Source organism: Kitasatospora sp. NBC_00039 (assembly GCF_045160625.1).
Lineage (GTDB): Bacteria > Actinomycetota > Actinomycetes > Streptomycetales > Streptomycetaceae > Kitasatospora.
In genome coordinates, this window is sequence record NZ_CP108289.1 from 2132059 (window position 1) to 2147225 (window position 15167).

Annotated in this window: 13 protein-coding genes and 1 pseudogene; 8 read left to right on the plus strand and 6 right to left on the minus strand. The window is 74.9% G+C overall.

Features of this window, described 5'->3' with window-relative positions; all coding sequences use genetic code 11:
• Positions 1–147: 147 nt before the first annotated feature.
• Positions 148–783, minus strand: coding sequence for a peptide deformylase (gene def, locus OG286_RS09615; RefSeq protein ID WP_396319833.1), 636 nt, complete (start codon positions 781–783; stop codon positions 148–150).
• 342 nt (positions 784–1125) lie between these two features.
• On the opposite strand from def, the gene OG286_RS09620 reads away from it, so the two are divergent.
• Positions 1126–1809 (plus strand): ArsR/SmtB family transcription factor, encoded by a 684-nt coding sequence (locus OG286_RS09620; RefSeq protein WP_405362247.1) that lies wholly within the window; start codon positions 1126–1128, stop codon positions 1807–1809.
• Positions 1810–1975: 166 nt separating this feature from the next.
• Here OG286_RS09620 and OG286_RS09625 read toward each other — a convergent pair whose 3' ends face one another.
• The 3 genes from OG286_RS09625 to OG286_RS09635 all read right to left on the minus strand — a co-directional run bounded on the left by OG286_RS09625 (position 1976) and on the right by OG286_RS09635 (position 6649).
• A complete protein-coding gene (locus OG286_RS09625; protein WP_396319832.1) occupies positions 1976–3484 on the minus strand; it encodes a M20 family metallopeptidase in 1509 nt (502 codons plus the stop codon).
• 802 nt (positions 3485–4286) lie between these two features.
• Complete coding sequence (locus OG286_RS09630) at positions 4287–4946, minus strand: response regulator (RefSeq protein ID WP_396319831.1); 660 nt, start codon at positions 4944–4946, stop codon at positions 4287–4289.
• Entirely contained in the window at positions 4943–6649 is a 1707-nt protein-coding gene (locus OG286_RS09635) for a sensor histidine kinase (RefSeq protein ID WP_405365038.1), read from the minus strand. Before OG286_RS09635 ends, OG286_RS09630 begins: the two co-directional genes overlap by 4 nt.
• Before the next feature lie 153 nt (positions 6650–6802).
• Between OG286_RS09635 and OG286_RS09640 the strand changes: the two genes are divergently transcribed.
• From OG286_RS09640 to OG286_RS09665, 6 genes and pseudogenes are all read left to right on the plus strand, one after another.
• Complete coding sequence (locus OG286_RS09640; protein WP_405365040.1) at positions 6803–7696, plus strand: class I SAM-dependent methyltransferase; 894 nt, start codon at positions 6803–6805, stop codon at positions 7694–7696.
• 48 nt (positions 7697–7744) lie between these two features.
• A complete protein-coding gene (locus OG286_RS09645; RefSeq protein ID WP_396319828.1) occupies positions 7745–8047 on the plus strand; it encodes a GNAT family N-acetyltransferase in 303 nt (100 codons plus the stop codon).
• Complete coding sequence (locus OG286_RS09650) at positions 8047–8505, plus strand: (4Fe-4S)-binding protein (protein WP_396319827.1); 459 nt, start codon at positions 8047–8049, stop codon at positions 8503–8505. Before OG286_RS09645 ends, OG286_RS09650 begins: the two co-directional genes overlap by 1 nt.
• A 254-nt stretch (positions 8506–8759) precedes the next feature.
• Positions 8760–9755 carry an aldo/keto reductase gene (locus tag OG286_RS09655; protein WP_405366041.1) on the plus strand — a complete coding sequence of 332 codons (996 nt, stop codon included), beginning with the start codon at positions 8760–8762 and terminating at the stop codon, positions 9753–9755.
• 169 nt (positions 9756–9924) lie between these two features.
• Positions 9925–10512 (plus strand): TetR family transcriptional regulator, encoded by a 588-nt coding sequence (locus OG286_RS09660; RefSeq protein ID WP_396319825.1) that lies wholly within the window; start codon positions 9925–9927, stop codon positions 10510–10512.
• A gap of 200 nt (positions 10513–10712) precedes the next feature.
• Positions 10713–11555: pseudogene (locus OG286_RS09665) on the plus strand (ADP-ribosylglycohydrolase family protein); the annotation flags it as partial.
• A 257-nt stretch (positions 11556–11812) separates the two neighbouring features.
• Here OG286_RS09665 and OG286_RS09670 read toward each other — a convergent pair.
• Positions 11813–12079 carry a GlsB/YeaQ/YmgE family stress response membrane protein gene (locus OG286_RS09670; protein WP_396320145.1) on the minus strand — a complete coding sequence of 89 codons (267 nt, stop codon included), beginning with the start codon at positions 12077–12079 and terminating at the stop codon, positions 11813–11815.
• A gap of 413 nt (positions 12080–12492) precedes the next feature.
• Between OG286_RS09670 and OG286_RS09675 the strand changes: the two genes are divergently transcribed.
• Complete coding sequence (locus tag OG286_RS09675; RefSeq protein WP_405365042.1) at positions 12493–13464, plus strand: glycosyltransferase; 972 nt, start codon at positions 12493–12495, stop codon at positions 13462–13464.
• A 174-nt stretch (positions 13465–13638) separates the two neighbouring features.
• Here OG286_RS09675 and OG286_RS09680 read toward each other — a convergent pair whose 3' ends face one another.
• The gene (locus OG286_RS09680) at positions 13639–15156 is read right to left on the minus strand and encodes an NCS1 family nucleobase:cation symporter-1 (RefSeq protein WP_405366042.1); all 1518 of its coding nucleotides are present in this window, start codon (positions 15154–15156) and stop codon (positions 13639–13641) included.
• Between the last annotated feature and the right edge of the window lie 11 nt (positions 15157–15167).

Genomic DNA, 15167 nt, shown 5'->3' on the forward strand with positions numbered 1-15167 from the left:
GTGGGTTTCCCTGCCGTGGGTTTCCCTGCCGTGGGTTTCCCTGCCGTGGGTTTCCCTGCCGTGGGTTTCCCTGCCGGTGCGCCCCACCCTCGTACGACTGGACCCCCTCGTGCGACTGGACCCCTGCGCGCCCGGCCCCCAGGTCGCCTAGACAGACGGGCGCAGGCGGGCCAGCTCTTCTGCGCGGGCAGCGCGCTTGGCAAAGACCTTCTCCCTGCGGTCCTCCATTCGGCGCAGCGCGGTCCGGCGGCCACGGTGCGAGAGCCGGTCGATGTAGAGGCCGCCGTGGAGGTGGTCGGTCTCGTGCTGGAGGCAGCGGGCGAAGTAGCCCCGCCCCTCGACGACCAGCGGGCTGCCGCCCAGGTCGCGGCCGCGCACCACTGCGACGTCCGGACGTGCCAGCTCCAGGTGCGGGCCGGGGACGGAGAGGCAGCCCTCCTCGGCCTCGGCCAGCCGGCGGGCATCGGCGGGCAGCTCGTCCAGCACCGGGTTGAGGATGTGCCCGACATGCCGGACGCCGTTCTCGTCGAAGCAGTCCCAGACGAAGATCTGGAGGTCCACGCCGATCTGGTTGGCGGCAAGACCGGCGCCCTCGGCCACCCACATCGCGGCGAACATGTCGTCCACCAGCCGCGACAGCTCGGGCGTGCCGAACTCCTCCTCCCTCACCGCCCGGCACCTGCGGTGCAGCACCTCTTCGCCCACCACCGTGATCCGGCGCACCTCCCCGCGCAGGGCCTCCGGCGGCACCTCCGGGTAAGCCGCCACCCACTCCCCCTGCACCCGTACCGACCCGCGCTCCGCCCGCGGCGCCCGGGTCGACCGCGACGCGTGCGGTGCCAGTGGCGCCTCCAGTGCCTGCGGTGGCCGTGCTGCCCGTGGTGCCTGCACTTCCAGTAGTGACCGCACTGCCAGTGACTCCTGCGGCCCATGCGGCCCATGCGGCCCCTGCGTGGACGACTGTTCGGCCATGGCCGGACTCCCCTCTCCTGAGCTTTCAGTGCGCCTATCCATACTTTGCAAAGTGTGACTTTGCAAATAGTGGATGAGGGGAATCGTGGTGATCCGGGGTAGTTCCTCCCCCGATGGCTTGCCAGAGACTTTGCAAACAGGCATCTTTGCAAAGTGACCACCGACGAGACGCCGCCGACCGAGCCCACGCGCCCGCTGGATGCCGCGAACCCTGCGGAGGCACGGGAGCCGAAACCGCTGGAGATGCCGCCGAACCGGCCGTTGCCGCACCACCCGATCCGGCTGGCGCTGCTCGACCTGATCGCCGAGTGGGGGAAGATCACCTCCAACCAGGCAGCTCAGCATCTGCACCAGAGCTCCGGCACCTGCTCGTTCCACCTGCGTCAGCTCGCCCGCTACGGTCTGATCGAGGAGGCACCCACCGTCGACGGCCGGGCCCGCCCGTGGCGGCTCAGGTGGGAGGGATCGCTGATGCCCCCCGGCAGCGCCGCCGAGCCGGGCTCCCCCGCCCCGTCTCCGCCGTCGTCACGGCGGGGCACCCCCGGCCCGGCCGCCGGTCTCGCGGAGGACCTCGCAGAGGATCTTGAGGACACCAGCTACCGCCAGTGGCTCGCCCACCGGGCGCAGGCCCCCGCCGAGTGGCAGCGCGACGAGGCGTCCAGCGACGTCCTTCACCTCACCCCCGAGGAGCTGGCCGATCTCGGCGCCGCCGTCCGTGCGCTGCTCGCCCCCTACCGACGCCGCGGGCCCGCCCCCGGTACCCGCCCGGTGGCCGCGGTGACCCGCCTGTTCCCGCTGCTCGACCACCCTTCCGAGGGCGGCGGCGGTCGGCTCTAACGGCCGGTGATCCGGTGGCCGCTGGCCGCTCAACAGTGACCGGCAGACAGTGGCCAGTAGCCCACGGCCACCGGCCCGCCGCCCCGACGGAACCGCACGACGACGCGGGCCCGCCGCCCGGCCTGCGCCGGACGACGGGCCCGTTAACTCCGGACTCCGGACCGCGTCAGCCCTCCGACCGGTCCCGCAGACGTGGCAGCGGTACGGCGAGAAGCGCCGCCAGCAGGGCGATCCGGGGGGCCAGCTGATCGATCCGGATGTGCTCGTGCCGGGCGTGTGCCCCGGCGCCGACCGCGCCGAAGCCGTCCAGCGTCGGCAGCCCGCGCGATCCGGGCAGGTTGGTGTCCCCTGCCCCGCCGGCCGGAGCACCGTCCAACTGCTGCCCGAGCACCGCGGCGAGAGACCGGACGTGCCGCAGCAACGGGTTGGCGGAGCGCTCCTGCCAGGCCGGCCGGCTGGACAGCACCTCCGTCCGCACCCGCGCCCCCGGGCGCAGCGCGGTGAGACGGGCCAGGCTGTCGAGGGTGCGGCGTTGTGCCTCGGCGGTGGCGAAGCGCAGGCCGAGTTCGGCCTCGGCTCGGCCGGCAATGACGTTGGCACGGGTGCCGCCGCTGATCCGTCCGGTGTTGAGTTCGGTGCCGGGCCGGCCGGCGAGTCCGCGGACGGCGACCAGCTGGTCGACGAGTTCGTCGACGGCGGAGACGCCCTGGGCTGCGTCGTTTCCGGCGTGCGCCTCGCGTCCGGTGACGGTGAGGCGCACCCGGGTGCTGCCTCGGCGGGCGGTCTTGAGCCGGCCGTCCGGGTGGGGCGGTTCGAGGCCCAGTACGGCGGCCGCACCGCGCAGTTGGCGTTCGACCAGGCGGCGTCCGTCGGGGCTGCCGACCTCCTCGTCCGAGACGACGATCAGCCGGACGGTGCGGTGCGGGCGCTGGCCGAGGTCGGCGAGCAGGGCGAACGCGCCTTCGAGGGCCGCGAGTCCGCCCTTCATGTCGACGACGCCGGGGCCGCTGAGCGTGCCGTCCTGTTCGGTGACCGGCCAGTCGTTGAGGATGCCGGCCGGCCAGACGGTGTCGTGGTGGCCGACCACGAGGAGGTGCGGCAGGGTCTCGTCCTGGCCTTCCCATTGGAGGACCAGGTGGTCGCCGGCCGGGCCGGGCTCGCGATGGACGGTGGCGCCGGTGGCGCGGAACCCGGCGGCCAACTCCTCAGCGAGGGCGTTGAGTCGGGGGGCGTCGCCGCTGGGCGACTCCATCCGGGCGAGGTCGGCGCAGCGGCGGCGGACGGCGCCGGCCAGGGTGCGGGCGCGTGTGCTGATGGCCTGGGGCAGTCCGGGGAGTGCGGCGGTGGGGCTGAGCTGGCTGTCACCGCCGGCGGTGGGTGGGGCGGCAGCGGGAGTGTTCGCCGGGAGAGGTGGCAGCACGACGGCGGTGGCGGTCGTGGTGGCGGCGGTTGCCGTGGTGGTGACGGTTGCCGTGGCGCCGGCGGTCGTGGTGATGGTGACCGCGGCGGTGGTGGGTGGGACGGCCGTGGCGGTGGCGGCGGTTACGGTGCCGGCGGTTGCGCTGCCGGCTCCTGCGCCGAGGGCCGGAACGGGCGCGGGCGCGGGTGTGGAGGCCGGTGGGGCAGCGGTGGCGGTGGCGATGACGTCGGGGGCGAGTGCGGGCTCGATGGTCACGGTCGGTGTGACGGGCGGCCGGACGGCTTGGGGACTCAACGCTCGCCTCCGCGGCCGCCGCCGGTATTCAGCGGCCGCACCGGCCGGCCGGACCAGCCCGGGTGCCCGGACCAACCGGGACGTGCGGCCCCGGCCAGACGTACGGTCCGCCAGGGCGGCCCGTCTGGCCCAAGTGCGGTGGAACGGCTGGGCGGCATGCTTGGCATTGCGTCCTCCTCGCTCGATCCGGTAGCCCCGGTCGGCCCGGAGCCCCGTGGACGGCGGCTTCGATGCGGCGGGCGCAGTGACTGCACCGCCGCAGGGAAGCCGAGATGTGAGCCTAGAAGAACCGTTCGGTTTCCTGCGAGGTGGCCCTGTCCCAGCGTGCCGGAGGCCGGGCCCGCCTCGGGCGCCCGCCGGAGAAGGGTGGCAGGCGTACGGCGCGCGGGCCTGGGTCGGCGCGCGAGCGCGGTCGCCGGATCGCGCCCATCTCCACCATGGACCCCGCGCCCGGGTTCGGCAGCGCAAACGGCCAAGGCACGGCATTTCCACGCCGGATGGGTGACTCCGGCTCAACGCTCGGTACCAGGCAGCGGGTCGCGGGTGGTGACGGCGGAGAGGCCTGACAGGAGGGGCGGCGGCCGGCGCCGTGGACCGGTGCCCGGCCGCCGGTGTGGTCCGCCGCTGCCGTCGGCCCAGGTCATCAGTCACAGTCATCAGTCACAGTCATCAGGCGCGCTCGTCCGTCGCACTCGTCAGTCTCCGTCGTTCCTCGTTCCTCGTTCCTCGTTGGTCACCGGTCGTTGGTCGCCCGTCTCCGCCGTCAGTCGCCGTCGTCGACAACTCCGGCATCGCGGGCGAGCAGGGCGGCCTGGACGCGGTTGCCGACCCTGAGCGCGGTGAGGATCCGGCTGACATGGGCCTTGACCGTGCTCTCGCGCATCCCGAGGACACCGGCGATCTCGGCGTTGGACAGTCCACGGGCTAGTTCTCGGAGCACGTCAGTCTCCCGCGGGGTGAGCCCGGCGACGCGGCCTCGGGCGGCGACCGAACGCGGGGCGCCGCTGCGGTGATAGCGGTCGATGAGGCGGCGGGCGGCGGCCGGGTGCAGCATGCCGTGGCCGTCCGCCACGATGTGGACGGCGCGGGCGATCTCGGCGGGCGGGGTGTCCTTGAGCAGGAAGCCGTCGGCGCCGGCGGCGAGCGCCCGGTAGACGTACTCGTCCAGGTCGAAGGTGGTGAGCGCGATGACGCGCGGGCCGTCTGGCAGCTCGCGCAGGCGGCGGGTGGCGGCGATGCCGTCGAGCCGGGGCATCCGGATGTCCATCAGGGCGACGTCGATCCGTTGGCGGCGGGCAAGCTCGACGGCCTGGTGTCCGTCGGCGGCCTCGGCGACGACGGTGAGGGCCGGGTCCTGGGTGAGCAGGTCGACGAGGCCGAGGCGGACCAACGCGTCGTCGTCGACGACCATGGTGCGGATCATGTGCCCTCTCCGGGTGGTGTCGGCGAGCAGTCCGGCCGGGCCTGCGGCCGGGTGTGCCGCCCGCTCAGCGGCGCGGTGTGCTGCGCGGTGTGCGGCTGCGGGGCCTGCCGGGCCCGGGGTGGCGGTGTGGGCGGGCGCTCGGGCGACGGGAGGCGGGCCGCGAGGCGGAAGCCGCCGTGGCCGTCGGTGCCGGCGTCGAGGTGTCCGCCGAGCGCGCCGACCCGTTCGGCGAGCCCGACCAGCCCGTACCCACCGCCGGTGCAGGCCCCGGACGGTGCCGGCCGGCCAGGGCCGTTGCACACCTCGACGGTGGTCGCCGGGGCGCCGTAGCGGACGCGGACGGTGACGGGTGCGGCGTACGCGTACTTGCGGGCGTTGGTCAGTGCCTCCTGCACCAGGCGGTGGACGGCCAGGCGGTGGGTGGTCGGGACGGTCTCCGGGTCACCGTCGAGGGCGAGTTCGACCGTCTGCCCGGCTGCGGCGGCCTCTCCGACGAGTTCGGTGAGGTCCCGCAGGGCGGGCGCGGGAACCGGCGCGGGCACGGGTGTGCGTACGGCCTCGGGCACCCGTGCGGAGCGCGACCGGGCTGGTACGGCCTCGGCCGGACGGTGCGGTGCCGGGGCGGCCGGGGTGTGCCGGGGATCGGGCGCGAGCGGACCGGATCGGTCGAGTGGCCGGGACCGGCCTGCTGACCGCAGTCCGGCCGCCAAGGTCGGTACGGCGGGCAGACGCGGCTCGTCCGGAGGTTGGGGCGTGTTCGGCGGGTGGCGCTCGTCCGGCGCGTAGGGCGTAGCGGTCGGGTGGCGCTCGTCCGGTGCGTAGGGCGTAGCGGCCGGGTGGGGCGGGGCGTCCGGGAGCCGGGGTTCGGAGCGGAGGACGCCGAGGACGTCGCGCAGGTCGTCGAGGGAGCAGGCGGCCGTCGAGCGGAGAAGTTCGAGCCGGTGGGCGAGCCGGTCGGGGTCGTCGGCGGCGGTGCCCGCGGCGGCCTGGTCCCGCAGGACGCCGGCGTGCAGGACGAGCAGGCTGAGGCGGTGTGCCAGGACGTCGTGCATCTCCCGGGCGATCCGGGCGCGTTCGGCGGAGCGGGCCTGTTCGGCGCGGAGTTCGCGCTCGCGGCGCAGCGCGTCGACCTGGGCGTGCAGGGTGTGGATCAGGACGCGGCGGCCGTGCAGCCAGAGGCCGAGGGAGAGGGCGGCGGCCTCGACGAGCAGTTGTGAGCCGGTGGTTCCGGCCCAGCCGAGGAGTGAGTCGGCGCGGACCGCGCTGAGGACGGCGATGACGGCTCCGCCGGCCATGGCGGGCCCGGCCCGGCCGGTGGAGGCGAGGTAGTAGACGCTGAACAGGCCAGGGAAGGCGCGGTTGAGCAGGCCTGCGGTGACGACGGGAAGGACGGCGGAGGCGACCGGGTGGCGGCGGGCGAGGACGAGGGAGAGGGCGGCGAGGGCGGCGGCGGCCGTGCGCAGCGGTCGGCAGGGCGCGTCGGTGACGACCCACTGGGTGTACGTCTCCTCGGCCGCGAGGGCGAGGACGGTGAGCAGGAGCAGGGTCTCCGCCCAGCGGCGGCGGTCGGGCGCGTACCAGCCGAGCAGGGCGGTGGCGGGCGGGCGCGGGCCGGGGTGCTGCGGGTGGCCTGAGTGGTCGGGGTGGTGCGGGTGGCGCGGCTGGCCGGGGTGGCCGGTGTCCTGCGGGCGGCCTGTGGTCACGCGGTCTCCTCCCGTCGGCCTGGGCCGATGGTATGGGCCGCCCTGACCTCTGGTCCCCTGTCCAAAGACCAATGCCACCCTCGACTTTCGTCGGGGGTGGGCGTCTCGTTTCGGCCGATTCGGGCGGCTCCGGGCGGCTCTAGCTTCGGCTTCATGACGACGGATCAGCTCGGCCCACGCCCCTGCTCCCCGCCGCGGCCCTCGGGTGACGGTCCCGGCCGGCCGACCGGTGACCGGCTGCTGTTCCTCGGTGAGGCGCTGCGCACGTTCCACGGTACGGGCGCACTGGCGCCGAGTGGGCCGGACTTGGTGAACGCCCTGGTGGTCCCGGTGACCAGCCGTCCGGACCGGCCGCTGTCGGTGCTGGAGGTCGGCGCCGGGACGGGAGTGGTGACCCGGCGGCTGGCCCAAGTGCTGCGGCCGGGCGACCGGTTGCACATGGTCGAGGCGAATCCGCGGTTCGCCGACCGGCTGCGGGCCGACGCGGAGCTGGCCCGGCGCGGGCCGGAGGTCGGCTTGCGGCTGTCGGCCTGCCGGGTGGAGGAGCTTCCGGAGGGCCGAGCGGAGGGCCGAGCGGAGGCGTGGAACCAGGCCGGGGACGGTGGCGGGCACGCAGGCGCCGGCACCAGCGCTACCGGCACCGCGACCGCCACCGGCACAGGAGGTGAGCGGTACGACGTGATCGTCTCCGGCCTGCCGTTCACCAATTTCGAACCGGCGCAGGTGCAGCACATCCTGGACCTCTATCTGCGGCTGCTGGTGCCGGGCGGGGAGCTCACCTACTTCGGGTACCTGGGCACCACGGCTGCCCGGACTCTGGTGTCGGGGACCCGGCACGGGGCGCGGCACCGGGCGGTGGTGCGGCTGCTGCGACGGTTCGAGGCGGCGTACGGGCTGGGGAGCCGGACGGTGTGGCGCAACCTGCCGCCGGCCCGGGCCCACCTGCTGCGCGCGCCGGTCACCGGGCGGGTGCGGCAGCCGGCCGGCACGGCGCCGACCGGGTCGACGGCCGGGTCGACGGGCGGGGCGGTGAGCGGCGCTCGATGATGGACCGGGGCCGGCCCCGGCTCCGCGTCCGGCAGCGAGGAGCCTCCGATGACCGTCACGGTTCGAGACGCCGAAGCCAGCAGCCGCTTCGAGGCCTGGGCGGACGACGCCCTGGCCGGCTTCGCCGAGTACATGCGCAGCGACCACCTGGTGGTGTACCCGCACACGGTGGTGCAGCCGGCCTTCGAGGGGCAGGGGGTCGGCGGCGCGCTGGCCCGGGCGGCTCTGGAGGACGCCCGTGAGCGCGGGCTGCCGGTGCTGGCGACGTGCCCGTTCATCAAGGCGTGGATGCTGCGCCACCCCGAGTACGCGGACCTCGCGTACGAGAACCGCAGCCGGGTGAGCGACTGATGGGCGCCGGGACGGCCGGCGGACCCGGCCGGCCGGGTGCGAAGACGTACGAGGCCGCGGGGATCGCGGTGACCTTCGACCCGCAGGTCTGCCGGCACGCGGCCGAGTGCGTGCGCGGGCTGCCGTCGGTGTTCGACACGGCGCGACGACCGTGGATCACGCCGGACGCGGCGGAGCCGGGGGTGGTCGCCGAGGTGGTGCGGCGTTGCCCGACGGGTGCGCTCCGCTACCGGCTGGCGGACGGCGGGACGGAGCAGCCGGCCCGGCCGACGTCAGTGCGGCGGATGCCGGACGGGCGGCTGCTGGTGCGTGGGGAGCTGCGGGTGGTGGAGGCCGGGGGCGGAGTGCGGGAGACGCCGAGGGCGATGTTGTGCGGTTGCGGGCGCAGCTCCGGTCAGCCGTACTGCGACCGGAGCGGCGTGTGCGGTGGCGCGGTGGCGAGCGAGGCGGCGGTCTGAGGCGGCGGGGCGGAGGGGGGAGCACGCGGACGGCGGGCATCCCCTCGGTCACCGAGTGACAGGTGACAGGTAACAGAAAACAGATAACGACTGACAGATTTTGAATTCTGTCAGTCGTCGTGCCATGGTTGGACTCGGCCACCCACCACCCCGGAATCGCCACACCCCGGCCCATCGCCACACCCCGGCCATGGCGCCCACGCCCACGCCGCACCCCTCCCCGTCAGGAGCACCCCGTGTCCACCACCCCCCGGATCCACCAGCGCGCCCTCGGCTCGACCGGCCTCACCACCTCCGCCCTCGGCCTCGGCTGCATGGGCATGTCCGACCTCTACGGCCCGGCCGACGAGGCGGAGAGCATCGCGACCATCCACGCCGCGCTCGACGCCGGCGTCACCCTGCTCGACACCGGCGACTTCTACGGCATGGGCCACAACGAGCTGCTGATCCACGACGCACTGCGCGGCCGCGACCGCGGGAGCGTCCAGATCAGCGTGAAGTTCGGCGCCCAGCGCGGCCCCGGCGGCCAGTGGCTCGGCTACGACGCCCGCCCGGCCGCCACCAAGACCGCCCTCGCCTACACGCTTCGCCGCCTGCGCACCGACTACATCGACGTCTACCGCCCGGCCCGCCTCGACCCGGACGTCCCGGTCGAGGAGACCGTCGGCGCGATCGCCGACCTGGTCAAAGCCGGGTACGTCCGCCACATCGGCCTGTCCGAGGTCAGCGCCGACACCCTGCGCCGCGCCGCCACCGTCCACCCGATCAGCGACCTGCAGATCGAGTACTCGCTCATCTCGCGCTCCATCGAGGACGAGATCCTGCCCGCCGCCCGCGAGCTGGGCATCGGCGTCACCGCGTACGGGGTGCTGTCGCGCGGCCTGCTCAGCGGCCACTGGAACAACGACCGCGCCCTGGCCGGCGCCGACTTCCGCGGCCACAGCCCGCGCTTCCAGGGCGACAACCTCACCCACAACCTCAAGCTGGTGGAGGCGCTGCGCACGGTCGCTGCCGAACGGGGCGCCGGCGTCGCCCAGGTCGCGATCGCCTGGGTCGCCTCGCGTGGCGAGGACATCGTCCCGCTGGTCGGCGCCCGCCGCCGTGACCGGCTGACCGAGGCCCTCGGCGCCCTGGACCTCACGCTCACGGAGGCCGACCTGGCCGCCATCGAGGCCGCCGTCCCCGCCGGGTCCGCCGCCGGGGAGAGGTACGCTGCCGCTCAGATGGCCCACCTCGACAGCGAGCACTGACCGCGGCACCCGCCCCGGCCGACGCACCGCGGCCGGGGCGGGCCGGGCCGGTACGACAAGCGCCCCGACAACTCGCAGCACGCACCGCCCCCGCCACCCGCAGCACCGCCAGCCGCAGCACCGTCCGCCACCCGCCGGCGGGCGCACCACCGTAAGGACGTACCTCGCCGTGACCACGGACAGCGCACTCACCCCCGAGCAGATCCTGAGCGCGACCGAGGACGTCCTCAGGCGGTTCGGCCCGGCCAAGGCCACGGTCGTGGACGTCGCCCGCACCCTCGGTGTCAGCCACAGCAGCGTCTACCGCTTCTTCCCGAGCAAGGCCGCGCTGCGCGAGGCCGTCACCCAGCGCTGGCTCGACCAGGCCCACAGCGACCTGCAGTTCATCGCCACCGAGTCCGGCCCGGCCGTCGAGCGGCTGCACCGCTGGCTGGAGACGCTGTTCGCCGCCAAGCGGAAGAAGGCGCTCGACGACCCGCAGCTGTTCGCCACCTACATGACGCTGGTCGCCGAGACCAGCCGCACCGTCGAGACGCACCTCGACACGCTGGTCGGCCAGATCGGCCGGATCATCCAGGACGGTGTCGGGACCAAGGAGTTCAGGCTCGCCCACATCGGCTCGACCGCCCGCGCCGTCTTCGAGGCGACCGCCCACTTCCACGACCCCGCGTACGCCTCCGAGTGGGCCGACCCGCACGCCCAGGAGCGTTTCGAGGCCCTCTGGGAGCTCATCCTCGGCGGCCTCCGCACCCCATAGGACCGTCAAGAAAGGGCAGGACGCCGAGCAGGCCGCCGAACAAGCCGCCGGACACGACGCCGGACAGGTCGTCGGGCGGGACCTCCCGGCGGGACGCAGGGCCCCGCCCCGGCGCTGCGCCGGGGCATTGATCCACTCGCCGACCCGCGCCACGGCCGGGCAGACCGGCACGCACAGTTGATCTCACCGGGAGGACGACCATGCGCGCCACCGGACCCGCCCTGGACAGCCTTCAGGGGCTCGCCCTCGACGACGCCTTCGGCGACCGCTGGTTCTCCGTCCCGCCCGACGAGGCACCCGCCGCCGTCACGGCCCGCCTGCCCCGGCCCGCCCCCTGGCACTGGACGGACGACACCACGATGGCGCTCGCCCTGGTGCGCCACCTCATCCGGAACGGCGAGGTGGTACCGGACACGCTGGCCCCGGAGTTCGCCGAGGGGTACGTCTCCGACCACGGGCGCGAGTACGGCCCGTCGATGCACGGCGTGCTGCGCGAGATCGACCGCGGCGCCGACTGGCGGGCCGTCACCGCGCGGCAGTTCGGCGGCCAGGGCTCGCACGGCAACGGCGCCGCGATGCGGGCCGCGCCGCTCGGCGCCTGGTTCGCGGAGGACCTCGGCACAGTCGCCCGGCACGCCGAACTGCAGGCGCTCACCACGCACTTCCACCCGGAAGCGGCGACGGGAGCGGTTGTGGTCGCCCTCGCGGCGGCGCTCGCCACCCGCAGTCGCGGCCGACAACCACCCTCCCGCGTTGAGTTGCCGACCGAGGTGGCCGGCCGGCTGCCGGACAGCGACGTCCGCTCCGGGCTGCGGATCGCCGCCCGCCTGCCCGAGCACACCTCCGTACGGCATGCCGCCACCGTTCTAGGCTCGGGCCTGCAGATCTCCGCCCCGGACACTGTCCCGTTCGCCCTCTGGTCCGCCGCAGGGCAGTCGGACTCCCTGCCCGAGGCGATCTGGCACACCCTGGAGGGCTGGGGCGACATGGACACCACGTGCGCGATCGCGGCCGGCGTGGTCGCCGCCCGGACCGGTGTCGCGGACGCGCCCGCCGCCTGGCTGGCCGCCCGCGAAGAACTGCCCGCCTGGGTCGCCGAGGTGTGCCCCGGCCAGGCCGTCGCCGGCACCGGGCGGGACCGGGCCCGAGGCCACCGCATCCGACCCGCGGGCGCGCTCGCCCCGCATCCGACCCACCACATCCGGCCCGTGGCCTCCGAACCCGGCCGAGGCCAGCGCACCGAGAGGCCACCGCACCGACGCACCCGGCCGAGGCCTCCGCACCCTGCCCGCGGGCGGCGTCAGCGGCGGGAGTTGCCGAAGAGGATCCGGTACAGGATCAGCAGCACCAGCGCCCCGCCGATCGCCGACGCCCAGGTGGCCAGGTCGAAGAAGTGCGCGGCCACCGGCCGGTGCAGGAAGTGCGAGGAGATCCAGCCGCCGACGAAGGACCCGGCGATGCCGATCAGGGTGGTCACGACCAGGCCTCCCGGGTCCCTCCCCGGCAGCAGCAACTTGGCCAGGGCCCCGGCCACCAGGCCCAGCACGATCCAAGCGACGATACCCATGCGTCCTCCCACCCTCCACGGCACCACGACGGCGGTCCCGTCCGGGCCGCTCCTGCTGCGAAGGACGCACCGGTGCGCCCCTGCGGTTCCGGTGCGCCGGGCGTGGCACCCGCCCCCCTGGGCGGCCCGGGCCGCGATACTGCGGCCAGGCGCATCCTGATCGCCACCGCCGGCTCCCCGGCGACGTCACCCCCGTCACCGGACTCGGCGACCGGCTCCACGCGCCCGGCCATCAGGTCGCCGTCGCGACCCACACCACCTTCGCCGACTCCGTCCGCGCGGCCGGGCTGGAGTTCCGCGCCCTCCCCGTCGACCCGCGCGCCGAACTCGCCTCCACCCGCGGCCGGCGCCTCCTCCAGGCCGGCGCCGGACCGCTCGCCGTCCTCCAACTCCTGCGCCTCGGACGCGCTTTCATGCCCGCCCTCGGCGACGGCATCGCCGCCGCCACCGAGCTGGGCGCCGACCTCCTCCTCACCACCAGCACCACCTCCGCTCTCGGCCACGTCGCCGCCGAGGCCGCCGGCATCCCCACCCTCGGCCTCTGCCTCCAACCCCTTTTCCCCACCCGGGAGTTCGCCCCAGCCGTGACGGGCACCCGGTCGCTGGGCCGCACCGGGAACCTGCTCGCCGGCCACGCCGTCCAGGCCACCACCGACCGCCTCTTCGCCCCCGCGGTGCGCCGGCTCCGGCGCCGGCTGGGCCTGCCGGCGCGCAGCATCGCACGCGCCCGGCGCCACCACCCCGTCCTGCACGGCTTCTCCCCCGCCGTCGTCCCGCGCCCCGCCGACTGGCGTCCCGGCCTCGACGTCGCCGGCTACGGGTGGCCGCGACCCGACCCCGGCTGGCAACCCCCGCCCCGGCTCGCCGACTTCCTCGCCGCCGGGCCGCCGCCCGTCTTCGTCGGCTTCGGGAGCCTGGTCGTCCCCGACCCCGAGCGCGTCACCGCCACCGTCCTCGCCGCCGCCCGGGCGACCCGCGTCCGTGTCGTCCTGCAGTCCGGCTGGAGCGGCCTCGGCGCACCGGACAGCGACACCGTCCTCACCATCGACGGCGCCCCGCACGAGTGGCTCTTCCCCCGCGCGGCCGTCGTCGTCCACCACGCCGGGGCCGGCAGCACCGCCGCCACGCTCCGCGCCGGCACACCGGCCGTCCCCGTCCCGGCCCAGCTGGACGCCCCGTTCTGGTCCGCCCGTCTCGCCCGCCTGGGCACCACGCCGGGGCCCGTCCCCCTCCCCGCGCTCACGACGGCCCGCCTGGCCGGCGCGGTCCGGCAGGCCGTCGACGATCCCCGCTACCGCACCCGCGCCCGCTCGGTCGCCGCCACTCTCGCGAGCGAGGGCGGCACGGCGAAGGTCCTCGCCGCCGTCGAGCGGCTCGGCGGCTGAGCCCGCCGGGCCTCCCGCGACGGCGCCCCGCCGAACGGACGGCACCCCGCCGAACCCCGCCGAACCGGATGCCACCACCCCCGCCGGACCGACGGCACCCCACGAAACCGGAGGCCACCCCCCACGGAGGACGCGCCACCGGTGGCGCCGCCCGGCGGGCGGCGGCGCCCGTGGTCACGCGCGGGTGCCGCGCCCCGTCGTCACGGTGAGTGCCGTGTAGAGGGCCAGGGACGAGGTCAGACCGACGGCCCAGCCGTAGTCCGCGAGGGGTTCGAGGAACGGGACGAGACCGTCCGCCGGGAAGGGGCCGCCGTGGGAGCCGCCGACGGCGAGGAGGCCGCCGGCCAGCAGGGCGGTGACGGCGCGCCAGTTCCAGCCGGCGGTGTACCAGTAGGCGCCGTGCGGGCGGTAGAGGTCGGCGAGGTGGAGGCGGGTGCGACGCAGGAGCCAGTAGTCGGCGATGAGGACACCGGCGACGGTGCCGAGCAGGCCGCCGACGACGCCGAGCCAGGTGAAGATGTAGACGTGCGGGTCGGAGATCAGCTTCCAGGGGAGGACGGCGATCCCGATGACACCCGTGATCAGCGCCCCGGTACGGAAGTTGACGAGGCGCGGCATCAGGTTGGCGAGGTCGTAGGCGGGCGAGACCACGTTGGCGGCGATGTTGACGGAGAGGGTCGCGACGAGGACGGTCAGCAGGGCGAACAGGATGCCGACCGGGTTCTCCATCCTGGCGGCGAGCGCGATCGGATCCCAGACGGGTTCGCCGTAGACGGCCTGCGAGCCGGAGGTGACGAGGACGGAGAGCAGCGCGAAGAGGGTCATGGTGGTGGGCAGGCCGAGGGCCTGGCCGCGGATCTGCGCGCGCTGGCTGCCGCCGAAGCGGGTGAAGTCGGGGATGTTGAGGGAGAGGGTCGACCAGAACCCGATCATGCCCATGAGGGCGGGGAAGAAGACCTTCCAGAAGTCGCCGTCCCAGCCGAGCCGGGAGGGCTGGTCGAGCAGCGGGCCGAAGCCGCCCGCCTTGACGGTGATCCAGACGAGCAGGGCGAGGGCGCCGACGATGACGAAGGGCGCGGCCCAGTTCTCGAAGCGGCGCAGGGTCTCCATGCCGCGGGCGATGACGGCCATCTCGACCAGCCAGAACAGCAGGAAGGAGAGCCACTGCGTCCACGGGTAGCCGCCGAACTCTGCGGCGGTGCGCCAGGATTCACCGAAGAGCTTGCCGGCGAGCAGGAAGATTCCCTCGCCGCCGATCCAGGTCTGGATGCCGAACCAGGCGCAGGCGACGGCGGCCCGCAGGAGGGCGGGCAGGTTGGCGCCGCGCAGGCCGAAGGAGGCTCGGGCGAAGACCGGGAAGGGGATGCCGTACTTGGTGCCCGCATGGCCGGTGAGCAGCATCGGCGCGAGCACGATGAGGTTGGCGAGGGCGATGGTGAGGACGGCCTGTTTCCAGTCCATGCCGAGGGCGACGAGGCCCGAGGCGAGGGTCCAGGACGGGATGTTGTGGGCCATGCCGACCCAGAGGGCGAGGAAGTTGTAGGTGGTCCAGGTGCGGCGGCCGACGGGGACGGGGCGCAGGTCGTCGTTGGTGTAGCCGTTGGCGGGCAGGGCCGGGGCGGCCGGGTCCAACTCGACCCGGCCGTCGGCGTGCTGGAGCTGGCGTGCCGGCTGCGCGGAGCCGCCCCCTATCGCGGCGGCGC